Raw genomic sequence first — 25,438 nt, 5'->3', positions numbered from 1 at the left:
TACCATGGACCTGAAATTAGTCATATCCGCCGTAGACCAGGCCAGTGGTGTACTGACCAAGGTACAGGGGAGTGTCAAACAGGTAGAGGGTGCTGTAAAGGATATCCAGCGCCCTCTATTTGATATGAAAAGCGCCTTTGTCAATATTGGCGCTGCAGTCGGCGCCTGGAAAATTGCCGGGTGGATCTCTGATGCCACACTTATGGCAGCCCGGTACGAAACCCTGGGCGCGGCCATGACTGTGGTCGGAAACAATGCCGGATACACCCGAGCAGAGATGGACAAATACCAGTCAAAGCTGGAAGAAACTGGTATTGCCATGGTCGAGGCGCGCCAAAACCTGATCAGCATGGCCTCTGCTCATATCGATCTATCCAAATCAGCACAGTTGGCCCGAATTGCCCAGGATGCCGCGGTTATTGGTGGTATCAACTCTTCTGAGGCCTTCAGCCGAATGACCTACGGTATTCAGTCGGCTCAGGTCGAGGTGCTGCGGACTATCGGAATCAACGTTAATTTTGAAGATAGCTACAAAAAACTGGCAACCCAGTTGGGCAAAAATACCGATGATTTAACTGAGTTTGAAAAAGTGCAGGCACGTACCAATGCAGTAATGGAAAAAGGCAAAGACATCGCTGGGGCCTATGAGGCGGCCATGGGTACCGCTGGAAAGCAGATCACCAGTATGCAGCGGTATCTTGATAACCTGAAAGTCAAAGTTGGAGAAACATTCCAGGACGCCCTGAACATCGCTGTTATGCAAATGACTGATGGCTTAAAAAAAGCCAATGGTGAAATGGATGAAATGGCTGCAAAAGATCAGCTTAACAAATGGGGCAGATCAGCAGCCTATGGTCTGGCGTTTTTGGCTGATGCAATATCGTTCCCAATCAAGCTGTTGATCAGCATGGGTAATACCATTGCATGGTTGTCTTCAAGCTTTTTGTCGTTTTCAAAAATTGCATATTCCGCCATGAAACTGGATTTCAAAGGCGCTGCTGATGAATACAAGGTAATGACCGGGGCCACACAGGCATTTATGAATGATATGGGTAAACTATGGTCTGGTCCATCATTTCAGGAAAAGGCAAACCAGTATTTCAATATCAAGGATTCTGCGGCTAATAATTTAGAGGCATTTAAAGCTCAGGAAAAAGCCAGAATAGCAGCAGGCGAAAACACCAGAGAAGAACAACGTGGTAAAGAACTGTTGGTAGCAGCTGAAAAGAAATACCTGTCCGACCTCAGGAACAATATTACCGGCATCAAAGAATATGCTTCTGCCATGAAGGATCTCGGCAAAGAGCGCCTGGCCTTGGCCGATGATAAGTACAAAGAGGCACTGGAAGAAGAGTTCCTCCTGTACGGAGAGGGCGCCCGCAAGATTGAAGAGACCATCAAACCGCTGCGTAAGTACGGCACTGAAATCAACGCCGTTTACAACGAGCGGCTGGCCAACGAGCGCAGCGCCCTGGATAAGCTCAGCGCCATGTACGCCGAATTCCAAGCCAAGGTAAAGATCACTGCCAATGCAAAAGAGGTGAAGCAACAGGGCGTAGAGATCCTGAAAGAAGTCCGCTCTCAGGCCACTGAAATCATCAAGGTTGAAACAGATCGGTACAAAACCCTGATTGCTGGTGAACAACAATATGCCGCTAAAGTGCTGGATCTGATCCGGGCCAAGAAAAAAGAGATTGAAGAGTTAAAGGTCCGCTTTGCCGAATCAAACGCCCTGTTTGAAGAACAAAAGCGTCAGGCATCTGGCGATTACAGCGGCGGCTATGCCTATCTGGACCCGAATCTGGATGGTATGGCCAAATATCTGGCCATGATTGATAAGCTGCGGGCTGATGAGGCTGCTTATGAGCAGATCAGCGACCCTGCACGTAAAACTCAGAAAATGCTGGCGCTGATGGATGCCTGGGACAAGCTGGGCGAAAAGGTAGACGTGGTTACTAAAAAGACCAGCTTTGACTTTTCACAGGCGTTCAATTTTCAGGGATTCATTCCCGAGACCACGGTTGAAACGGTCACTACGGTGCTGGATAAATCATCAGCTCTGGCAGTGGTAGAGCAGGAGCGTGCTAGGATACAGGAAAAGATTACATCAGGTGCCCAAGCAGAGCAAAGCGCTCTGGAAACCATGTGGAACACTGCTCAGTCAAAGGTAGATGCCTACAAGCAAAAAGTGGTTGAGCTGGACAATCTGCTCAAGAGCATGACCCGCGATATCACCATCAATCTGCAGGTTAACGGTCTGAACCAGTTGGCGGCTATTCAGGGGGTTGTGGGCAGTGCCGTGAACTACACCGGAGCCACACCGTTTGTTGATCCCAATACGCCTATTTTAGGCAGTGCAACGGTTGATGTCCCGGTAGTAGTGCCATCATCAGGTTCAGCTGCTTCCAGTCCTGCAGCTGGCAACAGCAACCTGGTTACTATCGAAAAAATTGAGCTGAGTTTTCCCAACCTCAGCAAAATCAGCGACCGTACTGCAGATGATCTGGCACGGGCGATTGTGCCCAAGATCAAGGCCTACATGGGTAGGTCGCTCTAATGCCTGCCGTTGTCTCATTCAGCTGCACCAGTCCTGTAGCCAGTGTCACGTTCACCCACCGGCCCCGGCCGGATCAGTCCGAGCGGGCCTGGCTGCAGGCCATTGGTAAAACCACCGCAGGCCTACCCATTGCCCAGACCCCCAGGGCCAAAACCCAGACCATCCCGGTTAGCTGGGATAACATGCCCCGCGCAAACCGAGACAGCCTACTGGCGTTTTTTGAAGCTATGAATGCTATGGCCAGCCTGTTCACCGTAACATTCAGCGATGGCAGCACCATCAGCGCCCGTTTTGCCGAGCCGGAACTGACCATTACAGAGAAAAGCACCGATGTATTCCAGACCACCGTCAAGCTGTTGGTGATCACCCCATGAGTGGATCAATCTTCAAAACCGCTTCACTCGCCGTGGCCATGAACCGCCTGCACTCTGCCCCGTACCCAATAACCGTCCGCCGTGTGCAGCCCCACGACATAAGCCGTGGCGGCATATTCTATCTGTACGACCGTGGCGTGAAAATCCGTGAACATCGCCTGTTGTTCACCCGCGTGGCCCCTGCCGTGGTTGGTGCCCTGCTTGATTTTGGCGATGCTGTAAAAGGGGCACAGCTTCCATTCACCTGGGTAGATCCGCTCTACGGTGAGCGTTCTGTCCACCTCACCTCAACGATCACGGTTAAAGAGCCGCTGGCGGATCGCTTCACCGTGGCCTTGACTGTGGCTGAATATCTGAATCTTGATCTGGAACCGTACATCGGTGCTGATGGTGATACCCTGCTGATGGCTGATGGCTCTGAAATGCTGGGGGCTCCATGAGTGCCAACCTGTTCACCGCCACCATAGGCGCTACAACCATATCCTGTCAGATGCCCTCTGCACCATCGGTCTGCACCCCCACCAGCAGGCGTAATCAACCCAGCGACTTTACCCGGGGAGGGACCCTCTACCTGTACGACCGGGGCGTTAAGTCAATCACTTGGCAACTGGTCCACAAAAAGGTGCCAGAGGCCCTGCTGAATAGCCTGCTACAGCTGGCCGACCTCTGTAACGGCTATGAGTACACCCTGACCTGGTACGACAATGCCAGCGCCGCCCACACCACAAAGATCAAAGGCAGCGTCAAGGCCGTAGAGACCCATCCCGGCAAATACCAGGTCACGTTCACCCTCGAGGAGTACCTGTAATGCAAACCCTGCCAGCACCAATGACTACCGAAAAAAACAAGACCGCCGGTGCCAAGCCGGTCTGGGTGCTCAAACTCTCCCGCACCGGCACCACCGCACTGTATATCTCAGACCGCGTGCTGACCATTACCGCTGCAGACGGCACCACCCAGACCACCAAGGCATGGGTATCAAGCTGGGGCGTGCTCAAGGAGGGCATCACCAACGGCCTTGGCGAGATGAACATTGCAGACTATGACCTGCACCTGCTGGCTGATCCCACCGATGCTGCAAACATTATCTACCAGGTAGATACCTACGATATTGAGACTAGTACAGCCGAAATTCAGCACTGGTACGAAGGTATGGTGGCCGGTACCGCTGCAATCAAAAAGTTTGTGGGGTACGTCAAAGAAGTCTCGGTCGATCAGAACGATGAAGGGGTCTCGTTGCGGCTGCAGGACGCGACTCTGAAACTGCAGGGCACCCTGGGCACAGTGCTGGATTCGGTCACCTATCCCCTGGCAGATCCTGACCACATCGGCAAACTGCTGCCTATCGTATTTGGCACCGTCAACAAGCTGACTGCCCTCTGCGTTGATGCTGGGTGGGTCACCAGCCTGGCCAATCAGGCATTATCAACCGACACCACCATTACGGTTTCAGAGCTGCCCTCCACCAGCGTGGTAGGCAAAACATTTTATGTCGATGCCGAGCAGGTCACGGTAACCGGCGCCAATACCACAACGCGGGTGCTGACGGTCACCAGGGGGGCCAACAGCACCAGTATTGCCAATCACTCAATGGGCAGCGTGGTGATCGAAAAAAAGGCCACACCTATTGTGTTTATACTGGCCGACCATGCCCTGGACACCATCGGCGACATCTACATCCGTGTGGCCGGTGTGGATGTCAACATCACTGCCAGCGTCACCAAATACCTGGGCACCAGTGGCAACCAGCTGGCCGCCTATCCCGGTAAGGCCGCCATCACCATTGCCACCACCCCGGCAGTGATGCAGCAGATCTGGCTGGCCATCAACAACGCCCTGGATGTTGATCAGGGCAATCACACCCACCCGACCAGCACCAGCACAACCGTGCTGCGTCCCAACAACGTGATCTATGTCTATGGCGGCACCCTGGCCAACAACTATAACGGCACCTATGCCCAGCGGGCATTTGATAACGATACCGCCACCTATATGCAGGGCAATAACGCTGTGCAGCTGTCACAGGTCTGCGACGGAACCTATAACGCCAGCCCCGGCTTCACCTACACCACCGTCAATAATATTGCCAGCTGCCTCAACATCAGAGTCGGCGTGGTGGCCGAGTGCGGCTATGATTACGGCTCGCCTGTCCGTATCCAGCTGTTTATCAAGGGTGTGATGGTGCTAAACCAGGCAATTGGTAACGTGTTTGCCTCCGGCACGTTTTATACCGGCTGGTATCCATTCACCAACATGTCAGACCTCTACAGCTACCCCTCAACATCGTTCGCCAAAATAGTCATGCAGAACGGATCTGACTGCCGCTGCAAAGAGATCTGGTTTGAGATCCAGACCGGCACTGCCACCACCTATTCACCGGCTGCCGGTGTGGCCCTGACCGGTGATCTGTCCCTAATTGGCAACAGCATCGCCAACGTCTACACCATGGATCAGCTGATGGCCAACGTGGCCCGCACCACCGTTGCCACCCCTCTGCTGGCCTGCAATGACATCCTCTCCCGTGTGGGCTACCCTGCAGCCACCGGCAGCAGCAACATCACCACTGCCATCAACGGGGCCATTACCACCCAGCAATCAGCCCTGTACTGGCTCACGCGGATAGCGTTCGAGTCCTGGGCGTTGTTCAAGGTATCCAGTGCCGGTTCAAAACTGGTGCCCCGTGGCGCTGGTGCCTCACAAAAACCTATCACGTCCGCCATGGTCCGCCATTCCAGCCGCAGAAAATCAGCCTATGAAGACATTATCAACAAGATCGCCCTCAAGTTTGATCTGGATTATGCCTCCACCTCGGCTGACCCGTACCGGCAAACTGTCAGTGCCATTAACAGTACCAGCCAGGCCCGGTACGGCGTGCAGGACCGGCCTGATCTGTTCCTGTTTCAATTCATCACCAGCAGCGCTATCGCCACGGCCCTGCGTGATGCCTACCTTACCTGGTACGCTGCCCGCCACTGGGTTCATGAGGTTGAGGTGTTCCTGGACAACATAGAGGTAGAGTTTGGGGATAGTATAACGCTGGGATTCATTACCGGTGCACCGGTAGGGTTTGTCCGTGAGGCCCGCGTGGCCCCCGGGGATGATTCGGCACCGGACACGATCACCCTGGTTGTGGAGGTGTAGCATGTCTGCAAGGTACTCAGACACCGAATCATTTGTCTATATTGACCCGCCTGAGTGCATAGAGGCGTGCCTGGGCTGCCCTCTGCCGGATTGTCAACCCACTCGGCTGGACTGCCCGTTATCGGCCTTGGGCAGGGTAAAAAAGATCAAACCGGCCCGCAACCCAGCCACTTGCCCGGATATCAAACAATCCGACCGGCTGCAACTATCAACGGCAATAAAGGCAACCGGGACAACGGTCCACGAATGGTGCCGGGCAAACAACATCAAATATGACCAGCTGGTGCGCTACGAACATGCACCACCCGCAACAATGACACCACTGCGGGCAAGGATTGAAAAGGCCCTGCAAAACACGGGGATAGACATAATAAAGGAGGGTAAATAAAGAAGAGGCAGCGACCGGCTGATGTTACGAGCACCAACCGGTCGCCGACCCACTGTACGTCCCAGTGAGCCAACCAAGGCTGCCCCGCCCTGTACAGAGCGCGAGGAGCCTACCATAAAACCACCTAACCTACAATGGAGGGCTCACAATGTATCAACCAGTTATCCCATGGATAGGCGGCAAGCGCCGCCTGGCAAAACATATCTTACCGATGTTCCCGGCCCATACCTGCTACGTCGAACCATTTGCGGGCGGAGCAGCCCTGTTCTTTCTTAAACCAATATCGGCTTATTGGTTTGAATATATATTTAATATATTGACAAATCAAATAAGAGTGATAAAGTTGATTACAAGCGACACTCAATCGCGTATGTTAAGGTAAAAAGTACCAGCAGTAGAAAGGGCTGCTGGGTGTGGGCTAATACAATACCTTTTAGGGAATATGCCCGCCGTACCTTAACACGGTTGAGAACGCCCAGCAGCCTCTCAAGCTGTTAATCTCAAAATGTTAAGGAGCTGAATCATGAAAACAAAAGAGCTGGTAGATACTGCCAATGACTGCTCGGCTGTCCTCGCGTTCTTATCCCACTCATTTTCAACTACTCGACCCAAAGATACTTCTGCGCCGATGTCAAATTGGGCCGAAGTAGGGTTGTCATTGATCCTTGATCAACTCTCTGTAAAATTATCAGATGCATCTCATGATGCTGAAAGTGAGATGACGGGATCTTCCTGTGTCGTAGCTTTTAAGGGTAAGGGGTGTTAAATGGAAAGAATGATTAAAATCCGAGAATCCGATTTCAACCGATTAAAGGTGCTCTTAAAGGAACTAAACCATTTTGTATGCACTATGGATGCTACTGAATTTGTACCACCAGAAAAGTTTAGAAAACCCTTCACTGATGAGGAAAAAGCACTAATTATTAAATATGCCGGAGAAGGCTTAAATACATATCAAATAGCTCAGAAGCTTGATAGAAAATACAATAGCGTCAGAAATTATTTGAAGGGTAAAAAAGCGGCTCCAAAAACCCTTAAAAAATCCCACTGAAAAAACAAAAAAAGGGGGTGTAAAGATGGGCTTAAACACCCCCTTTACAACCCCATTTTTATAAACCTCTTTACTTCCAATTCACTCACAATTACTTCCAAAGCATTTCGCGCGCTACAGCAAGGCTGACAGCTATGCTAATGCAAACAGCAAAAAATAGAAACCCCGGATTGTCCATTTTAGGTCTAAAAATGGTCAAAATCCGGGGTCGCATCACTGTAAGTGATTGTTTTAATTGGAGCGGGAAACGAGATTCGAACTCGCGACTTCAACCTTGGCAAGGTTGCACTCTACCACTGAGTTATTCCCGCTTGGTGAGAAAAGTTATTTAGCAAATGTAGGGATAAGAGTCAATATTTTTTTGCGATATTTTTTGCGGTGTATAAAAAATCAGATCAGATTTTGGTGGATGTTACTTTGAGGCGCCAAAAAAATTGAGGATTGCGTCATCCAGGCTAACGGCCTCCTGCTTTTTGGCAGGTGCTTCGCTGGGCTTGGGAGGGGGCGTGGTGTCTGGGGACGACTGCGGCTGCACGGTTTCCTGAAAAAGCAGGTCAATGCCGGTGGTGTCTGTCATGGCAGGCGTTGCAGCTGCTGGGGCAGACGCCGGCTGCTCTCCTTTTTGTTGTGGTTCTGGTGGGGGCGTCTGGAGGGGTTGCTGCTGAGTGGTGCCAAAGGCCTTATCATCAAATTCACCGCTTTTCAGACGGCGCAGCATGTCTTTGTGCTGCTCTTTCATCAGGTCTTCAACAACAGCCTCTAGGTTGTCGATCTTGAGGATGTCTGCATAGCTGGTCTTCTTCGAGCAGAGAATCACGCCTTCACGATACAGCAGGGTGATGATGTGGGGGTTTTTAACGCCGCTGTCTTCGGTCTGGATGTGGAATACAGAACCTTTGTAGTTGATGTTGTGGTTATAGCCCAGCAGCATGGTGGTATCCTCTACATTCTTTTCTGCTGCGGCGTTACAGCAGGTGAGGGCGGTTCCAGAGAGTAGTCGGGTTCCAGAGGTTCGGACAGATCCAGATGGCGCAGGCGTGCTGCCTGATCGCCGTCAAGGGTGATCTTGACGTGCCGTATCTCCGGCATGTTGATGCAGACTGTGTTGACTATTGCGTAGACTGCCATCATTTCAGCCGAGCTGCCGGGCTCAAGTGCTTCAGCAAAGTCCTTGCCAAGATCAATAGTGGCCAGATCCCCTTCTATCCTGACGTTGTTGATTGAGGCCCATTCCGGGATAACGGCGACCAGTTCTCCGACCGGACCGACAAACAGTTCTTCCAGCAGTGAGCGGAGGCAGGTGGTCCGGTCTTCGCACGTGTCAACTTCACGGGCTTCCCTGACCAGGTGGGATTCGTTGTCGCCAAAAAAGAGTGTCACCTTTTTTGTGGCAGCCGGTCCCTGTTTGCCGGGCGGTGCGTCAGGCAGCTGGCGGGCCTCCTGGTATTTTTGCCAGAACAATCCGCCAAATACCAGGGCGATCAGGATAAAAGGCACGAGCACATCTGCGCCGACACGTTGTTTGTGGTGTATAGCCATCAGTCTTTCTCCGTGGAAAGCCGGCAGTCATCAAGTGAAACCTGATACACATCCCCCAGCTTGCCACCCAGGAAACGATTACCTACCCGTATGAATCCGGCCGGTACATCGGTGACGTAATAGTGGTGATTGCCAAGTTCTGCCGGAGGGCGCAGCAGGTTTTTTTCCTGCAGGATGGCCGCCACGGTGCGGGCGGTCTCTTCGGCAGAGTCCACCAGGGTAACGTCCGGTCCCATGACCTCGGCTATGATTTTTTTCAGCAAAGGGTAGTGGGTGCAGCCCAGTACCAGCGTGTCGACCCGTGCCTCCCGCAGCTCTTCAAGGTAGAGCCGGGCGGTCATCCGGGTGACGTCGTTGTCAATCCAGCCTTCCTCCGCCAGAGGGACAAAGAGTGGACAGGGTTTGGCAAGCACCGAGATGTCCGGATTCAGACGCTTGATGGCCCGGGAGTAGGCACTGCTGCGGATGGTGCCGCTGGTGCCGATGACTCCGACAACGCCGCTGCGGGTTACCTCTGCTGCCCGTTTTGCCCCCGGCTCGATCACGCCGACCACGGGGACCGGCAGGGAACGGCGCAGGGTAGGCAATGCGACGGCAGAGGCGGTGTTGCAGGCCACCACCAGCAGCTTGATGTCACGTTTGATCAGAAACGAGGCTATTTCCTGCGAGTAGCGGATAACCGTGTCCGGTGACTTGGTGCCATAGGGAACCCGTGCCGTATCACCAAAGTAGATGGTGTCTTCCTGGGGCAGGGCCTTGGTCAATTCCCGCAAGACCGTCAAGCCACCCACTCCGGAATCAAATATGCCGATTGCCTGCCAGGACACCGGGATCATCCTCCTGTATTTATTTGAACAATTATATATATAGCGTTTCTTTCCGCCAGGCAAGTCCTTTGCTGGTTTTTACGACTGGGGCGGGCCGTGTTTTGTTTGAATATGGCCTTGACAAATAACGGCCTGCTGATTACTTTGTGCTCTGTTAGCACTCAAGTTTATAGAGTGCTAACAGATTGTCCGGCTGTCTGACAGCAGCGCAAGAAACGGGTAAAGGATGTGTCATGGTTGATCTGACACTCTCACAACGAAGCAGGCAGATCTTGGAGGCAATTGTAGAGGATTACATTGCCACGGCTGAACCGGTTGGCAGCAGTGCTGTTGCCCGGCGTCATGCCTTGTCCCTGTCTTCGGCCACGGTTCGTAATGTCATGGCAAGCCTTGAAGAGTTGGGCTTGCTGGCATCGCCCCATACCTCTGCAGGGCGGATTCCCACCGATAAAGGTTTCCGTTTCTATGTAGACTCGTTGGTCGGGCTGCGGACGATCACCCATACGGAGAAAAAAGAGATCCTGAAACGGTGCCGGGAAACCGGCGGTAATCTGACGGACCTGCTGCGAGAGGCCAGCCGCACCCTTTCAAGCCTGTCCAACTATACCGGTATTGTGGTGGCCCCCCGTTTTACCACCGGTATGTTTCGTCAGATTGAGTTTGTCAAACTTGGCCCCCGCCGGATCCTGGCTATCCTGGTCACCTGCAGTGGCGCTGTGCAAAACAGGATTGTTGAAGCAGATCAAGATTTTATGCCTGAAGATCTGGTCAGGATGTCCAATTACCTGAACAGTACACTCGAAGGTCTCTCTATCAGCCAGGTGCGGGAGAAGATTCTGGCTGAAATGGAGTCGGAAAAGAATCGTTATGACCAGATGATGGGCAAGGCACTGAGTCTGTCACGCCAGGCATTGCCGGATGAGCAGGACGAGGTGTACATCACCGGTCAATCCCGTATCTTTGAACAACCCGAGTTTAATGATGTTAACAAGATGCGGGAAATATTCCAGGCCTTTGAGGAAAAAGGCCGCTTAGTGCAGCTGTTGGGCAACTGCATGCAGGCTCAAGGGGTGCAGATATTTATCGGCTCAGAAACGCCGCTCAAAGAGATGGCCGGCATGAGTTTGATTACCTCGACCTATATGACCGATATCAATACCATCGGCCTGATGGGGGTGATTGGTCCGACCCGGATGGGCTATTCATCGGTGATTCCGATTGTTGATTACACCGCACAACTGGTCAGCCGTTTGCTGACGGAACGATAATGAGCGTGGCCGTTTTAACGCTCTGAGAGGATAAGTCAGGTACCATGAACAAAGAACAACAGGACGTGCAGACAGAGCAGGAAGCAGCGGTTGAAACGGCTGAATTGACGCCGGAGCAGCAGCTTGTACAGCTGCAGGAAAAGCTTGCGGCAAAGGAGCTGGAAGCAAAGGATAACTGGGACAAACTGCTGCGTGAGCGGGCTGACCTGGAAAACTACCGCAAGCGGGCCTCCCGTGAAAAGGAAGAGTTGCTGAACTACGGTATCAAGTCGCTGGTGGAAGAGGTGTTGCCGGTACTGGACAACCTTGAGCGTGCCCTTGAACATGCCAATGAAGACGGTCTGCCTGCCCTGGTTGAAGGGGTTAAGATGACCCATACCCTGTTGCTGACGGCACTGAAAAAATTCGGAGTCTGTGCTGTGGATGGAAATTGCGGCACCCTGTTTGATCCGGCCTTCCACCAGGCCATGGCCCAGGTGGAGACCAGCGACCATCCGGGTAACACCATTGTACAGGAGTTCCAGAAGGGCTACCTGCTGAAGGAACGTTTGCTGCGTCCCTCCATGGTGTCGGTCGCAAAAAATCCCTAGGATTTATTTTTAGCTACCCCTTGTTTTTTAAAGAACCAATACCCACGTTTCATATCAGGAAGACATTCAGGAAGGAGAATTACAGTCATGAGTAAAGTTATCGGCATTGACCTGGGAACCACCAACTCCTGCGTTGCAATCATGGAGGGCGGGGAGCCGATCGTTATCGCCAACTCCGAAGGAAGCCGTACCACCCCTTCAATGGTGGCCTTTACGGAGGCCGGTGAGCGGATTGTCGGCCAGCAGGCCAAGCGTCAGGCGGTCACCAACCCGGAAAACACCCTCTTCGCCATCAAGCGTCTGATCGGCCGTAAATTTGAGACCGAGGCGGTCAAGAAGGATATCGCCATCTCCCCGTTCAAGATCGTCAAGGCTGACAACGGTGATGCCTGGGTTGATGTACGGGATAAGAAATATTCTCCGCCGGAGATCTCGGCCATCATTCTGCAGAAGATGAAGAAGACCGCTGAAGACTATCTGGGCGAGACCGTGACTGACGCGGTTATTACCGTGCCGGCCTATTTTGATGACTCCCAGCGCCAGGCCACCAAGGATGCCGGCAAGATCGCGGGCTTAAACGTGCTGCGGATCATCAACGAGCCGACCGCCGCTGCGCTGGCCTATGGTCTGGACAAGAAGAAGGATGAGAAGATTGCCGTATTTGACCTGGGCGGCGGCACCTTTGACGTCTCCGTGCTTGAACTGGGTGACGGCGTATTTGAGGTAAAATCCACCAACGGTGACACCTTCCTGGGGGGCGAGGATTTTGACCAGAAGATCATCGACTGGATCGCCGACGAGTTCAAAAAGGACCAGGGCATTGACCTGCGCGGTGACAAGATGGCCCTGCAGCGTCTGAAAGAGGCGGCAGAAAAGGCCAAGTGCGAGCTGTCCGGTTCCATGGAGACCGACATCAACCTGCCGTTTATCACGGCTGATGCCAGCGGCCCCAAGCACCTGAACCTGAAGCTGTCCCGCGCCAAGCTGGAGTCGCTCTGTGATGACCTGCTGCGTAAACTGGAAGGCCCCTGCCGCACCGCCATGAAGGATGCCGGTCTGACCGCTTCCGAGATTGACGAGGTTATTCTGGTGGGTGGTATGACCCGTATGCCGGCTGTTGTACAGCGCGTGCAGGAGATCTTCGGCAAGGTCCCCAATAAAGGGGTTAACCCGGATGAGGTGGTGGCCATCGGCGCCGGCATCCAGGGCGGCGTGCTCAAGGGTGACGTCAAGGATGTGCTGCTGCTGGATGTTACCCCGCTTTCGCTGGGGATCGAGACCCTGGGTGGCGTGTTGACCCGTCTGATCGAAAAGAACACCACCATCCCCTGCCGTAAGTCCCAGACCTTCTCGACAGCAGCGGATAACCAGCCTGCGGTTTCCATCCATGTACTGCAGGGTGAGCGTGAAATGGCCCGCGACAACAAGACCCTGGGCAACTTTGAGCTGACCGGTATTCCGCCGGCACCCCGCGGAGTGCCGCAGATTGAAGTGACCTTTGATATTGATGCCAACGGCATTGTGCATGTCTCTGCCAAGGACCTGGGAACCGGCAAGGAACAGTCCATCCGGATCACTGCCTCGTCCGGTCTGTCCAAGGAAGAGATCGACAAGATGGTCAAGGATGCCGAGTCCCATGCTGCTGAAGACAAGAAAAAGCGTGAGGCGATCGAGGCCCGTAACCAGGCTGACTCCATGATCTACAGCACCGAAAAGTCCCTGAAAGAGGTTGGTGACAAGGTGGATGCCGTTGAGAAGGGCAACATCGAGAACAAGATTGCCGATCTGAAGAAGGTGATGGACAGCGATGACGCCGAGGTGATCAAGAAGGCTACTGATGAACTGGCCCAGGCCGCCCACAAGCTGGCTGAGGCGATGTATGCCCAGGCCCAGCAGGCACCAGGTGCAGACTCTTGCGGCGGTGACTGCGGTCAGCAGCAGGAGGCGGGTGCCAAGCCCAAGGATGAGAAAGTCGTTGATGCAGACTTTGAGGAAGTGAAGAAGTAGTCGATACGAAGGTATCCGGCTGGTAACGGTAGGGGCGGGTTTCAGACCCGCCCCTACATCTGTATTCCGACTGATAAGGATATGAAGCGTGGCAAACGGCGAAAAACGCGACTATTACGAGATCCTCGGCGTCCATAAAAACGCCTCTGAGACCGAGATCAAGAAGGCCTTCCGCAAGCTGGCCATCCAGCATCACCCGGACAAGAACCAGGGGGACAAGGAGGCCGAGGAAAAGTTCAAAGAGGCCACCGAGGCCTACGAAGTCCTTTCCGATGCCCAGAAGCGGGCCCAGTATGACCAGTTTGGCCATGCCGGCGTATCCGGCGCCGGCGGTTTCTCCGGTGGCGGGTTTGGCGGATTCGGGGCCGGTTCTCCCTTTGGTGACATCTTCGGCGACATCTTCGGTGATATCTTCGGCGGCGGTGGTGGCCGTCGCAGCCAGGGCCGGCGTGGTGACGACCTGCTCTACAACATGGAGATCTCCTTTGAAGAGGCCGCCTTTGGTTGTGAGAAGAAGATTGAGGTCCCCTATGCCAAGCGCTGCAGCAGCTGTAACGGCTCAGGTGCCAAGCCGGGTACTGATCCCAAGATCTGCCCCAGCTGCCGTGGTGCCGGCCAGGTGCGCTATCAACAGGGTTTCTTCAGCGTCAGCAAGACCTGTGGCCAGTGTAATGGCGAAGGCAAGGTGGTTGATGACCCCTGTCCCGATTGCCGCGGCAAGGGGAGCATCAAGGATACCAAGACCCTCTCGGTCAAGGTGCCGGGCGGTGTGGAAACCGGCTCGCGTCTGAAGCTTACCAGCGAAGGCGGGCAGGGGGTGAAAGGCGGCCCCAACGGCGATCTCTATGTCGCCATTGCGGTCAAGGATCACCCCCTGTTCCAACGAGAAGATGACAATGTCATCTGTGAGATCCCGATCAGCTTTGCCCAGGCCGCCCTAGGCTGTGAAATTGAAGTACCCACGCTTGACGGCAAGGTCTCCATGAAGATTCCTGATGGCACGCAATCCGGCAAGATCTACCGGCTGCGGGGCAAGGGGATCCCTTCCCTGCAGGGCTACGGCCGGGGGGATCAGCTGGTGGTTGTCAAGGTGGAGACTCCCACCAACCTGAACAAGAAGCAGAAAGAACTGCTGGAGGAGTTTGCCAAGATCAGCGGTGAAGAGGCCCATCCGATGAAAAAGGGCTTTTTGGATAAGGTGATGGATTTCCTGAGCTGATTTTGCCGGGATGCTTGCCCGGTTGCAGTTTTTGCGTTAGCATGCAACTACTCTGGCCGGTGGGAGGTGGTATGGAAAAGCAGGAGATGGTGGAAAAAACAGTTGAAGTCTTGCGCCCGCTTGAGACCCAGAACCTGATGACCACCATACAAAACCTGACGCTGCAGCAGATCTTCTCGAACTGGGTCTTTCTGCTGGTGACGCTTGGTATCCTCTTCTTCGGGGTTTACAAGCGGTCAAAAACGGTGTTGCTGACCCTGTTTTTCCTGCTGGCCCTGATTGTCATGGTCAAGTTCGCCATGCCTGCACCAGGACAGGAACTGACCATGAAGAGCATCCTGCCCTTTATCGCCTTTGGCCTGGGAATCGGCGGAGTGATTGTCTATTTTATGTTTGTCAAGGATTAGGTGCCCCCATGAAAATTGAAAAGCGGGACTGGTTCTTTATTGCCCTGGTTGTTGTGATTCTGGCCCTCTTTATCGGCATCTCCGGCAAGGAAAAAACCAAACCGGTGCCCAATAATGCCACCCACAAACAGGTCTATGAGGTCGCGTATAAAAATGCCCCTGCGGCAGATGCCTCCATTTTTAAACGAGCTTTTTTCAGGCCGGCCAAGAAGGATGCGGAAAAACTCTGTGAACCCTGTCACGCGCAAAACAACATCAAGCTGCCACCTAACCACCCTCCCAAATACCGCTGCCTGTTCTGCCACAAGCTGGTGAAATAGCCGGATCTTTCTGATGCAACACAAACGGCCACCCGTACTGGGGGGGCCGTTTGTGTTGGTGCTGCGCTGTCCGGCTACTTTTGTTTCAGCATCTTCTTTGCCATGGCCAGGTTGTGATAGGCGACGCTGCGGATCTCCGCGGTCTTAGGGTCAGCCTTTTGCTTGTCCAATTTAGCCAGAAATGAGTCAAGTTCCTTACGGGTCTTGTCGGTTTTGGCCTTGTTGTACGGCAGCTCAAAGTTGATCCCCTTCACATCCCAGGCGGTGGTGGGCAGCACCGCAAAGGGGGCGATATCCTGCAGCTTGCGGTTGGGGGCCAGCGAAGGCTGCTCCCAGGCCAGATTGCTGAAACGGATACCGTTCTTGTCTGCGATAATCGTGTAGCTGCCCTTGAATGGCTTGGTCACGTCCCGGTCTTCAAAGTAGCTCCATTCCGATTTGCCCTGCTGGGTCTTGCTGTCGTGGCAGCTGCCACAGTTCCGTGGCTTGCCCATGGCATGGCTCAGCTTGTCCATCTGGATCCAGAGGATCGCCTTGTTGCCGCCAGGCAGGTCATTGCGGGTACCAACCACAATATAGGCATCGTTCACATCGGTTGCGGCACGTGCCACCTCAAAGGTCACCGGCTCACCGATCCTGGGATTGCCCGGTAGGGTCCGTTGTGGGATAGCGCGGAACAACAGACCGGTGGGGCCCAGTTCTGTTGTCTGGTTCAAGACTGCCATCGGATACGGTTTGACCGGAATCCAGCGGCCTGAAGCATTTTTGATAATGGTTGGCAGGTCGCGGGTGCCGTAATATTCCTTATGTTTGCCATAGGGGGTCTCTACCCCGTAGTAGTGCCCCTGGCCCCAGAAGGTGTACTGGTAGGCGCCTGACACGGTGACGTGGCAGGAGGCGCAATCCACCTTGCCGTGGCTTGAGCTTTGTACCGCCTTGACGATCTGACCATGACAGTTTTTGCAGGCATTGCGGGCATCGTCGGCAGCCAGGTGACCAAACTGGTGGTTGGCCGGCTTATGGCAGTCAAGACATTCCAGGCCGGCCTTGACATGGGCACCCTGGGGCAGGTTGGCCGGGAAGGCGTATTCGCCTCTGGCGTAGCCTGCGCCGCGCCGCCGGTCCATCGGGCCGGCATGGCAGATGCTGGCCCTGCCGCCACCATAGCAGCTGGGGGTATCCGGTTTGCCAAAGGAGTGGGTGCCCTTATTGGCCACCGGCTTGAAATGGCAATCGTTGCATGAGGCGTGGCACATGTTGCAGGAACGCTCCATGGCCCCGTTCATGGCCTTGGTGTAGGGAACTGCAGTGTGGCTGCGAATGGTCTCCTCGTTCTGGCCGGGCCACATGCCGCAGTTTTGCGGGCCGGGCTGTTTTTCCGACCAGTCGCGGAAGGCACGCTGGTTTTTGGTCAGCCCCTTGGCAGAGCTGTTGTACTCCTTGACCGCCTTGGCATGACACTTTCCACAGGTCTGTTCAGCAATCTTGGGGGCGTAGGCCATGGTCTCGGGGTCCCGGTCGTGCCACTGGATACCGGTAATCTTTTTGATTCCTGCTTCCTGTAGTTTCTTGGGATCACCCTTGGGGATCATGCTGCTGATCCCCTTGCCTTTTGGTACCAGAGGCTGCAAAGCCCCGGCAGCTTCACGGGACACGGCCTGCCCTTTATGGTTTTTGCCGGCTGCCACCAGAAACGGTGCCAGCATCCCCTTGTGGGCGGTAGCCTTGTCGGCAGCCTTGGGATCACCCAGGTGGCAGTCCACGCAGCTCGGCTTACCCTTCATACCCACTTCCCGATCGACCTGAGCCGGGTCAAGGTACATCGCCTCGGCCCCCAGCTCTTTCAGTTTGGCCCGGTCGCTGTGGCAGGTAACACAACTTGAACCTGCATCAAAGCACCACGCAACAGAGCCTGTCAGTAGCAGGATCAGCAGCAGCCCGATTGTCCTCATGATATCCTCCTTGAGATGTAATTCCACTTCCCCTTCAAGACGCGACCTTTGTGGTTCGTCTTCGGCCCACCGATTACACTGCAGGTACACACTGCGTCGCCGAACTCTTCACCGCCTTGCTGTCATCCTTGAACGGGAACCGGACTATGAAACCGATTATAAACTTACATAATGTGTGCCACATTTAAAACATCAGTTATTTAAGATTGTTGCGTAATGGCTAAAAATGGCGTAGGTTGTTTGGGTGCAATTTGCACCTGATTCTGCCGGATCTGTCCTTGCTTTTGGGTGCAAACTGCACCATGGAGTTGCCATGCAACGACTCGGAATTCGCCGCAAGACCTTGATTGCCCTGTTAGGCGTGGCCGTGCCTGCCCTGATTGCCTTCTCTGCCCTGATTATCCTGACCACCGCCCATATTCTGCAGCAAAACGCCGGGCGCCAGGTCAGCTCCCTGGCCACCCGTTCTGCCCAGGGGTTGGCAGAACTGGTAGATCATTCACAGACAACCTTGCGCACCATGGCTGCCTCGCCTGAGCTTGACGCCTTCCGTGCTGCCGCACGTGCGGGCAACCAGCTGCAGCTGAAAACCGTGCTTGGACGGATGGAACAGAGCTTCCTGGGCTGGCAGAAGCTTGATCCCACCCTGCAGGCGATCCGCCTGATTGATCCGGCCGGGCATGTGCTGGTCAAGGTCAAGGAGGGCAAGCTTAATCAGGCGGTTGGCCCCCCGCAGTTGCCCTACCGGATGCCGATGGTGCACTTTGTCGGCGGCAGGGATTTCTTCCAGTCTGCCCTGCAGTTGCCGCAGAACAGCATCCTGATCTCGAATCTTGAACGTGGCAAGGTTGATGAAGAAGAGGCGTTCTGCCCGGCCATGGTCCGGTTTGCCATTCCGTTGCTGGCTGATCATAAGCGGGTCGGGGTACTGGTGATCAATGTCTGGGGTGAACAGGCCGGCCGGCTGATCAACCGAGCCATTGCGGAGGAGGAAGGTAATGCCTTTCTGATTGAACGTAACCCTGCAGACAAAAGCCGCAACGGCATCTATCTCTTCCACCGGGACACTACCTGTGAGTTTGGCGACCAGACCGGCAGTCATCGTACCGTCCTGAACGATTATCCCCCGGAAATTACCACGGCCTGGCTGACCAGCGACCACGGGGTCACCCGTGACCCCCGCAGCCGGGATATGCTGGCCCATGCCTTCTATTCTCCCTATGGCCGCCAGGATCGCGGCTGGGTGGTGGTGGTCAACGCCAGGCGGGATTTCTTTCTGGAACCGCTTGCCACCATCGGGCGTCTGACCGGTCTCTGGGCCGTGGTGGTGGTGATCCTGGCAACGGCGGTCTCGCTCTTTTTTGCCCGTTCCTTAACCCGCCCGCTGCAGGGGGTGGTGGACGGGGTGCGCCGGATGGGGCAGCAGCCGCAGGAGCGGATCAGGATTGCTGCTGGTGACGAAGTCGGCTTTCTGGCCACCGAGATCAACCGGATGGCTGATGCCATGCAGGAACAGGCCGAAGAGAAATTGCGGGTGGAGGAACAGATCCGCACTACCGAAAAACTGGCCTCCATTGGTGAGATGGCAGCCGGACTGGCCCATGAGCTGAACACGCCGCTGGGGAATATCAAGGCCCTGGCACTGCTGGCTCGCAAAGGGGTCGCCCAGGGCGGCTGTGACCGGGAATCGTTGCAGGGGGATCTGGATGATATCGCTGATCAGGCCAGTAAATGCAGCAGCATCATCGGCGGCCTGCTCAGCTTTGCCCGGCGCTCGGAAGGTATCCCTGCCAGCCATGATCCGTTAACGCTAGTGCAGGATGCCTTTGCCCTGGTCCGCTTACGCGCTGAAAAACAGCAGGTCACCCTGCAGTGTGCTGAAACAGGCCGTCTGCCCCGGCTGTGTGTCGATGGCGACCAGTTGCGTCAGGTCTTTGTCAATATCCTGCTGAACGCCATTGATGCAACGCCGGGCGGGTCGGTAACGGTTTCGGTGCTGGCAGAGGCGGATCGGATGCTGTTCCGTTTTTGCGACACCGGCAGCGGCATCCAGGCCGAGCATCTCGACCGGATCTTTGACCCGTTTTTTACCACCAAAGAGGTGGGGCAGGGGACCGGGCTGGGGCTCTCGGTCAGCTACGGCATGCTGCAGGGGATGGGTGGGCGGATTGAGGTTGCAAGCCAACCCGGAACAGGAACGACCTTTACCGTCATACTGCCCCTGCACGTGGCAACGGAGGACAGCCTATGACCAGAGTGCTCGTGGTTGATGATGATCCCCTGGCCTGTAAGATTCTGACCCGCATGCTGGGGCCGGATTATCAGGTGCACAGTTTCAGCAATGGCGCCGATGCGCTGGAGCATTTCAGCCGTCACGGTGCTGATATTGTCCTGACTGATCTGAAGATGCCGCGCATGGGGGGACAGGAACTGCTGGAACAGCTGATCAGGCTCGATCCGCAGGTGATAGTCTTTGTGATTACCGGCCATTCTTCCCTGGAAAGCGCGGTTACTGCGGTCAAGCAGGGGGCCTACGATTTTATTGCCAAGCCGTTTGATCCTGATGATGTCCTGTTGCGGATCAACCGGGCGCTCAAGGAACGACGGCTTGAAGACGAGGTTGCGCTTTATCGCAGTGAACAGGAACGCCAGCGTTCACGTCACATCCCGCTCACCGGCAACCCCCAGATGCAGCAATTGCTTGATCTGGCCAGACGGGCGGCCCGCACTGACAGCACGGTACTGATTCAAGGTGAGACCGGGGTTGGCAAGGAACTGGTGGCACGGGCGATCCATCTCTGGTCGCCCCGCAGAGAGCAGCCCTTTGTGCCGGTCAACTGTGGTGCCCTGTCAGAGGGGGTGCTGGAAAGCGAGCTGTTCGGCCATGAAAAAGGGGCCTTTACCGGCGCCCATGCCCGGCGGATCGGCTATTTCGAGCTGGCAAGCCGTGGTACCCTGTTTCTGGATGAGATCGGCACCACCAACAACGCCTTTCAGGTGCGGCTGCTGCGGGTGCTGCAGGAACGGGTGGTGCAGCGGGTCGGTGGCGGCATGTCGATCCCGGTTGACAGCCGGATCATCGCTGCCACCAACCGGGATCTGGAAGAGGAGGCCCGACAGGGCAGGTTCCGCACAGATCTCTACTACCGGCTGGGGGTGGTTACCCTGCGGGTACCGCCCCTGCGGGAGCGGCCTGAGGATATCCGTCTGCTGGCGGAACATTTTCTGGCCGGGCACGGGGCCATTAATCCCCGTATCACCACCATTACGCCGGCTGGCATGCGGCTGCTGGAACAGTATGATTACCCCGGCAATGTGCGGGAGCTGGAGAACATCATCGAGCGGGCCATGATCCTGGAAACCGGCACAGAACTGACCCCGGAAAGCCTGCTGATCGGCTGCGGAAATGAACCTAGCAGTGTGGATGAAGGGGAGTCACTGCGGATTGACGAGGCAGAACAGGAACATATCCTGCGGGTGCTGAAGAGTTGCAATGGCCGTAAACTGGAGGCAGCCCGCCTGCTGGGGATTAATAAAACAACCCTCTGGCGCAAGATGAAGCGGTACGGGATTGGTGAGGAGTAGCCGGTTTTTGCGGTGCAGCATGTACCGCCTGTGATAGTGAAATCAGGTTTTTCTGGTATGCTGTGGAGGAGCTTGAGTTTTATGAACCGTCACCATAGATGCAGCCTGGGGTGTTGATTAAGTAGTTTAGCCCTGAGAAGATGGAGGATGATAAATGCAAAATGAAGATAGAAACATAGATCTTATCGGTCTCGGCAAGTTAGCTAAGTCCATTCCGGATGATGTTTATTTGCAGGCCTCTGAAACCGTAACGAGTACATTTGAAAAACTGATCGCTCCAATCACTGAAACCACAAGTGGCTTTGGTCGGTATATCAAGCAGAAGTTTGACAATATGGTAGATGTAGAGAAATCCTTGCTGACGTACGCAATTAACAACGCCCGGATAAAAATTGAGAATCAAGGCAGAAAAATTACAATACCAGCGAGTCCAAAATCTTTCATAAGAGCAATGGAAGAGACGTCAAAAGAGGTCGATCCGTTGTTAAATATCTTATGGACAAATTTGCTTGCATCACAATTGAGTGATGATAGGTGTCATCCTTTTTTCGTCGACATTCTGTCAACATTGAGTTCGAAAGAAGCACTGCTTCTTGCGAGATTAAAACCATTCGAACATATTGGAAATATTTCAAATAACGTCTTGATTCGGCCTCATAAGATTCGAAAATGGGCCACTGAAAACAAAGGAGAGCTGAATGATTGGGATTTGTCCTGTAGCATCTTATGTGAATTTGGACTTACAAATTACTTGGCACCTGAAACACATAAGCCAGGAGACGGCAACGTTTTATTATATCTGACATACGTTGGCAAAGAATTCCTTGATGTTGTTTCGGGATAAGGTCTAACACCGCTCACTACACCCGACAAGCGGGTGAGCGGCTATCCGTTGAATGGAAAAAGAAATGACAGATAGCAAAAGCAAATGGCAAACAGATGAGTTGGTAGCAACCTTTCTGCAAGGTGTTCGTGGAGCAATTCCCGCTGCCGGATTACAACTCGAAATAATCAATCAGATCATACAGTCTTGGTGTCCCCGTCCTCGACGTATACTTGATCTTGGGTGCGGAGATGGAACGCTTGGGGAATTCCGGGGACACCATATTTAATTCGTGGTGGAACAAGCGCAAGACAAGTAACCATGCATGGAAGGTGTCTGTGAAGGATAGTGTTGATCGAAATTATAACCTTGATAGCAAAAAAACTCATCAGGAAGAAATAAACCACGGCGATCCTGAAATACTGATGCAGGTGCTGAGGGGCAGGGGCGAGGCATGAATAATACACCTGTATCTCTGATTAGCGTACCGGAAGGTTGTGCCGACTGGCTTATGGAGTTGAAAAGTCGTATTCATTCGGCTCAACAGCGTGCCACACAGGCGGTCAAACGTGAACTGGTGCTGCTCTACTGGCAGATTGGTCGTGACATTCTGGCCCGGCAGGCTGAGCAAGGCTGGGGAGCCAAGGTGATTGAACGGCTGGCCCATGACCTGCTCACCGCGTTTCCTGACATGCAGGGATTCTCGCCCAGAAACCTCAAATACATGCGTGCTTTTGCGGAGGCGTGGCCGGATGCGCAATTTGTGCAAGAGGTGCTTGCACAATTGCCTTGGTATTCCGGGAACAGTTTGCTTAATGCATGAACAACATTTATTTTACAGACTTGCGCCTGTCTGTATGGTCCAACTTAAAATCTCCGAATATAGTCTTGACGTTATATAGCTTGCAGGCTATTTTAAGAAAAAGGGAAAAACGTGCTCTGGAAAATTGTAACGGTTGAATACTTTGATGATTGGTTTTTGGGGCTAGATGCTTCAGAACAACAAGATGTGTTGGCCGCCATATTCGTGCTTGAGCAATACGGCCCGACCTTGGGCAGGCCGCACGTTGATAGTCTCAAAGGCACAGACAAGGTAAAGAACCTGAAAGAGCTTCGCGTACAACACAAAGGTAAACCGTACCGGGTGTTTTTTGCCTTTGATCCTCTCCGTCAGGCGGTGATGCTATGTGGCGGCGACAAAACCGGCAATAAACAATTTTACGAATCCATGGTCCCTGTTGCAGAGCGTGAATTCCTGAACTATCTGCAAGAATTGGAGTAGGTTATGGCAAAGCAACTTTCAGAATTAATAAAAAAAGTAGACCCGACCGTTGTGGCAGCAGCACGTACTCAAGCGGATCAGGAGATTTTTGAACTTCGTCTTGCTCAATTGCGCCAAACGGTTGAGATGTCACAACATGATCTGGCGGAAGCACTCGGCATATCCCAGCCATCTGTTGCCAATCTGGAAAAACGCGGTCATGAAGTTAAAATTTCTTCTCTCAAACGCTATGTTGAGGCACTTGGCGGGAAATTATCTCTGGATGTAGAACTGGCTGATGGGCGTCATATCGGTATAACCGTTTAGTATTCAGGATGGAAAGTCAGTACAGCTCGTACTTCAGCAGCCTGCACTCCAACGGTCCGTTAAACAGCACAAAACGGCGGGAAGGCTTCAGCCCCACCAGTTTTGCCAGCTCCAGATCTCCGGCCAGCAGATAGGCGGTCCAGCCGGTGAAGCGGCGCTTGAATACCTCGCCGATCTTGCGGTACAGCAGTTCCAGTTCCCGCTTGTCTCCCATCCGTAGGCCGTAGGGCGGGTTCATCACCAATATCCCCTGATGGCCGCATGGTTCGGATTCCTCAAACGGCTTGCGGTCAAAGGCCACCTGATAGGCCAGCCCGGCCCGTCGGGCATTCTCCCGGCAGGCAATGATGGCCCGTGGGTCCTGATCATAGCCCAGTACCGGCACCTCCAGGCTTTCGGCCGCCTTGGCCTGTTCCTCGTGCAAGACCTGCTCCCACAGCCTGCGGTCAAAATCCCGCCAGCGCATCAGGCCAAACTCCCGTCCTGCACCGGCCACCTGATCCAGGGCAATGGCTGTCCCCTCCAGCAGGAGGGTGCCGGAGCCGCACATCGGGTCAAGCAACGGGACGCTGCCGTCCCAGCCGGTATGCAGCATGATGGCGGCGGCCAGGGTTTCACGCAGGGGGGCGTCGTTACGGTCCAGGCGCCAGCCGCGCCGGTCCAGCGGGTCGCCGCTGGCATCCAGTGAGACGCTGGCCTTGTTTTTGGCTATATGCAGGTTGATCCGCAGATCAGGTGCCTTGGTGTCGATATTGGGGCGGCTGCCGGTTGTCTCCCGCAGCAGGTCAACAATGGCATCCTTGGCCTTGAGCGCGGCAAAGTGGGAGTGGGTTAGTGCCGAATCGCGCACGGTGCAGTCCACCGCCAGGGTCATGTCTGGGGTCAGCAGCTCGCCCCAGGCAAGGCTGCGCATGCCGTCGTACAGCTCCTGCGGTGATCCGCAGGGGAACTGCCCCAGTTGCAGCAGTATCCGGCTGGCGGTCCGCAGCTGTAGCAGGCTGCGGTAGAGGGTGTTGCGGCTGCCGCTGAAGCTGACGCCGCCCCGCACCACAGTAATCCCTGTTGCCCCCAGGCGTCCCAGCTCTGCTGCCGTCAGTTCTTCCGCCCCCAGCGGCACCGTGGCAAACAGGGTGAGCAGGCCGTCCGGTTGTCTGGTGGCGCTGCCTTTCCGGCGGAGTATGGTGCGTTGTTCAGTCATGATCCGATCCTTTGCTGCCATGCCGCTTCAACCTGACGACGGGTTTCCTCCAGGCTGGAACTGTTGTCGATGACCACCACGCCGAAGCGTTCTTTTTCTGCCAGCGGCATCTGGGCCGCTATGATCTGTTCTGCCTGCTGTCTGCTGCAGCCGTCGCGGGCCATCAGGCGCGCCAGCTGTACCTCGGGCCGCACGGTTACCACCCAGATCTCATCCACCCGGTCGGTGGCCCTGGCCTCAATCAGCAGCGGTGCCATATAGACCACCACGCGGGAGCCGCGGCAACGTGCCTGCTCAATCTGCTGCAGGGCAAGCTCCTTGATGGCCGGGTGCAGGATCGCCTCAAGCTGCTGCCGCCTGGCAGGCTCGTTAAAGACCAACTCCCGCACTGCCTGACGGTTCAGGCTGCCATCCGGCAGCAGGGCCTGCTGTCCGAACAGCTCCACAATCCGTTGCAGGGCTGCGGTGCCCGGTGCCACCGCAGCGCGGGCAAGCTGATCCGCATCAATCACCTCTGCACCATGTTCGGCCAGGAATGCCGCAACACTGCTCTTGCCGGTGGCGATACCGCCTGTCAGTCCGATAGTCAGCATGACGCAATAGT

At 54.7% G+C, this 25,438-nt stretch carries 27 protein-coding genes and 1 tRNA gene; 21 read left to right on the top strand and 7 right to left on the bottom strand.

The window, feature by feature from the left end; genetic code table 11:
• The first annotated feature begins 4 nt into the window (after nt 1–4).
• The 9 genes from FY034_RS12885 (at nt 5) to FY034_RS12845 (ending at nt 7,511) form a co-directional block, all read left to right on the top strand.
• Nucleotides 5–2,557: a hypothetical protein gene (locus tag FY034_RS12885; protein WP_265551168.1), complete on the top strand. Its 2,553-nt coding sequence runs from the start codon at nt 5–7 to the stop codon at nt 2,555–2,557.
• Nucleotides 2,557–2,931 carry a hypothetical protein gene (locus tag FY034_RS12880; protein ID WP_265551167.1) on the top strand — a complete coding sequence of 125 codons (375 nt, stop codon included), beginning with the start codon at nt 2,557–2,559 and terminating at the stop codon, nt 2,929–2,931. Before FY034_RS12885 ends, FY034_RS12880 begins: the two co-directional genes overlap by 1 nt.
• Nucleotides 2,928–3,371 carry a hypothetical protein gene (locus FY034_RS12875; RefSeq protein WP_265551165.1) on the top strand — a complete coding sequence of 148 codons (444 nt, stop codon included), beginning with the start codon at nt 2,928–2,930 and terminating at the stop codon, nt 3,369–3,371. The genes FY034_RS12880 and FY034_RS12875 overlap by 4 nt, the downstream gene beginning before the upstream one ends.
• Entirely contained in the window at nt 3,368–3,739 is a 372-nt protein-coding gene (locus FY034_RS12870; RefSeq protein ID WP_265551162.1) for a hypothetical protein, read from the top strand. The genes FY034_RS12875 and FY034_RS12870 overlap by 4 nt, the downstream gene beginning before the upstream one ends.
• The gene (locus FY034_RS12865) at nt 3,739–6,072 is read left to right on the top strand and encodes a hypothetical protein (protein ID WP_265551160.1); all 2,334 of its coding nucleotides are present in this window, start codon (nt 3,739–3,741) and stop codon (nt 6,070–6,072) included. The genes FY034_RS12870 and FY034_RS12865 overlap by 1 nt, the downstream gene beginning before the upstream one ends.
• A 1-nt stretch (nt 6,073) precedes the next feature.
• On the top strand, nt 6,074–6,460 hold the full coding sequence (locus tag FY034_RS12860) for a hypothetical protein (protein ID WP_265551158.1): 387 nt from the start codon (nt 6,074–6,076) through the stop codon (nt 6,458–6,460).
• Between the two features lie 148 nt (nt 6,461–6,608).
• The gene (locus FY034_RS12855) at nt 6,609–6,842 is read left to right on the top strand and encodes a DNA adenine methylase (protein WP_265551157.1); all 234 of its coding nucleotides are present in this window, start codon (nt 6,609–6,611) and stop codon (nt 6,840–6,842) included.
• Nucleotides 6,843–6,983: 141 nt separating this feature from the next.
• Nucleotides 6,984–7,226 (top strand): hypothetical protein, encoded by a 243-nt coding sequence (locus FY034_RS12850; protein WP_265551155.1) that lies wholly within the window; start codon nt 6,984–6,986, stop codon nt 7,224–7,226.
• The gene (locus FY034_RS12845; protein ID WP_265551153.1) at nt 7,227–7,511 is read left to right on the top strand and encodes a helix-turn-helix domain-containing protein; all 285 of its coding nucleotides are present in this window, start codon (nt 7,227–7,229) and stop codon (nt 7,509–7,511) included. It abuts the gene before it with no gap.
• A 236-nt stretch (nt 7,512–7,747) separates the two neighbouring features.
• Here FY034_RS12845 and FY034_RS12840 read toward each other — a convergent pair.
• The 4 genes from FY034_RS12840 to murI all read right to left on the bottom strand — a co-directional run bounded on the left by FY034_RS12840 (nt 7,748) and on the right by murI (nt 9,877).
• Nucleotides 7,748–7,822 (bottom strand) — tRNA-Gly (locus FY034_RS12840).
• 101 nt (nt 7,823–7,923) lie between these two features.
• Nucleotides 7,924–8,442, bottom strand: coding sequence for a hypothetical protein (locus FY034_RS12835; RefSeq protein ID WP_265551151.1), 519 nt, complete (start codon nt 8,440–8,442; stop codon nt 7,924–7,926).
• A gap of 11 nt (nt 8,443–8,453) precedes the next feature.
• Complete coding sequence (locus tag FY034_RS12830) at nt 8,454–9,050, bottom strand: GerMN domain-containing protein (RefSeq protein WP_265551149.1); 597 nt, start codon at nt 9,048–9,050, stop codon at nt 8,454–8,456.
• A complete protein-coding gene (gene murI / locus FY034_RS12825) occupies nt 9,050–9,877 on the bottom strand; it encodes a glutamate racemase (RefSeq protein ID WP_265551147.1) in 828 nt (275 codons plus the stop codon). The genes FY034_RS12830 and murI overlap by 1 nt, the downstream gene beginning before the upstream one ends.
• Nucleotides 9,878–10,110: 233 nt before the next feature.
• Between murI and hrcA the strand changes: the two genes are divergently transcribed.
• The 6 genes from hrcA to FY034_RS12795 all read left to right on the top strand — a co-directional run bounded on the left by hrcA (nt 10,111) and on the right by FY034_RS12795 (nt 15,688).
• On the top strand, nt 10,111–11,145 hold the full coding sequence (hrcA, locus tag FY034_RS12820; protein ID WP_265551145.1) for a heat-inducible transcriptional repressor HrcA: 1,035 nt from the start codon (nt 10,111–10,113) through the stop codon (nt 11,143–11,145).
• Nucleotides 11,146–11,189: 44 nt separating this feature from the next.
• Nucleotides 11,190–11,735, top strand: a complete 546-nt coding sequence (grpE, locus tag FY034_RS12815; RefSeq protein WP_265551143.1) for a nucleotide exchange factor GrpE — start codon at nt 11,190–11,192, stop codon at nt 11,733–11,735.
• Between the two features lie 87 nt (nt 11,736–11,822).
• Nucleotides 11,823–13,742, top strand: a complete 1,920-nt coding sequence (gene dnaK, locus FY034_RS12810) for a molecular chaperone DnaK (protein WP_265551141.1) — start codon at nt 11,823–11,825, stop codon at nt 13,740–13,742.
• An 88-nt stretch (nt 13,743–13,830) separates the two neighbouring features.
• Nucleotides 13,831–14,961, top strand: a complete 1,131-nt coding sequence (gene dnaJ / locus FY034_RS12805) for a molecular chaperone DnaJ (protein WP_265551139.1) — start codon at nt 13,831–13,833, stop codon at nt 14,959–14,961.
• Nucleotides 14,962–15,032: 71 nt separating this feature from the next.
• On the top strand, nt 15,033–15,368 hold the full coding sequence (locus tag FY034_RS12800) for a hypothetical protein (RefSeq protein ID WP_265551136.1): 336 nt from the start codon (nt 15,033–15,035) through the stop codon (nt 15,366–15,368).
• Between the two features lie 8 nt (nt 15,369–15,376).
• The gene (locus FY034_RS12795) at nt 15,377–15,688 is read left to right on the top strand and encodes a cytochrome C (RefSeq protein ID WP_265551135.1); all 312 of its coding nucleotides are present in this window, start codon (nt 15,377–15,379) and stop codon (nt 15,686–15,688) included.
• 74 nt (nt 15,689–15,762) lie between these two features.
• On the opposite strand, the gene FY034_RS12790 is transcribed toward FY034_RS12795, so the two are convergent.
• Nucleotides 15,763–17,640, bottom strand: a complete 1,878-nt coding sequence (locus FY034_RS12790; RefSeq protein WP_265551133.1) for a cytochrome C — start codon at nt 17,638–17,640, stop codon at nt 15,763–15,765.
• A 313-nt stretch (nt 17,641–17,953) separates the two neighbouring features.
• Here FY034_RS12790 and FY034_RS12785 point away from each other — a divergent pair, with 313 nt between their 5' ends.
• From FY034_RS12785 to FY034_RS12760, 6 genes are all read left to right on the top strand, one after another.
• Nucleotides 17,954–19,891, top strand: coding sequence for a sensor histidine kinase (locus tag FY034_RS12785; RefSeq protein ID WP_265551131.1), 1,938 nt, complete (start codon nt 17,954–17,956; stop codon nt 19,889–19,891).
• Nucleotides 19,888–21,225, top strand: coding sequence for a sigma-54-dependent transcriptional regulator (locus tag FY034_RS12780; protein WP_265551129.1), 1,338 nt, complete (start codon nt 19,888–19,890; stop codon nt 21,223–21,225). Before FY034_RS12785 ends, FY034_RS12780 begins: the two co-directional genes overlap by 4 nt.
• A 154-nt stretch (nt 21,226–21,379) precedes the next feature.
• Nucleotides 21,380–22,069, top strand: a complete 690-nt coding sequence (locus tag FY034_RS12775; RefSeq protein WP_265551127.1) for an Abi-alpha family protein — start codon at nt 21,380–21,382, stop codon at nt 22,067–22,069.
• 433 nt (nt 22,070–22,502) lie between these two features.
• The gene (locus FY034_RS12770) at nt 22,503–22,871 is read left to right on the top strand and encodes a DUF1016 N-terminal domain-containing protein (protein WP_265551125.1); all 369 of its coding nucleotides are present in this window, start codon (nt 22,503–22,505) and stop codon (nt 22,869–22,871) included.
• 111 nt (nt 22,872–22,982) lie between these two features.
• On the top strand, nt 22,983–23,330 hold the full coding sequence (locus FY034_RS12765) for a type II toxin-antitoxin system RelE/ParE family toxin (protein ID WP_265551123.1): 348 nt from the start codon (nt 22,983–22,985) through the stop codon (nt 23,328–23,330).
• Between the two features lie 3 nt (nt 23,331–23,333).
• Nucleotides 23,334–23,636 (top strand): helix-turn-helix domain-containing protein, encoded by a 303-nt coding sequence (locus FY034_RS12760; RefSeq protein ID WP_265551121.1) that lies wholly within the window; start codon nt 23,334–23,336, stop codon nt 23,634–23,636.
• A 16-nt stretch (nt 23,637–23,652) separates the two neighbouring features.
• On the opposite strand, the gene FY034_RS12755 is transcribed toward FY034_RS12760, so the two are convergent.
• Nucleotides 23,653–24,834, bottom strand: a complete 1,182-nt coding sequence (locus FY034_RS12755; protein WP_265551119.1) for a THUMP domain-containing class I SAM-dependent RNA methyltransferase — start codon at nt 24,832–24,834, stop codon at nt 23,653–23,655.
• A complete protein-coding gene (coaE, locus tag FY034_RS12750) occupies nt 24,831–25,427 on the bottom strand; it encodes a dephospho-CoA kinase (protein ID WP_265555272.1) in 597 nt (198 codons plus the stop codon). The genes FY034_RS12755 and coaE overlap by 4 nt, the downstream gene beginning before the upstream one ends.
• Nucleotides 25,428–25,438 lie beyond the last annotated feature (11 nt).

This window comes from Trichlorobacter lovleyi (assembly GCF_015239775.1).
Classification (GTDB): Bacteria; Desulfobacterota; Desulfuromonadia; order Geobacterales; family Pseudopelobacteraceae; genus Trichlorobacter; species Trichlorobacter lovleyi_B.
The sequence above is the reverse complement of the archived record's forward strand: the minus strand, read 5'-3'. Positions and strand labels throughout refer to the sequence as shown.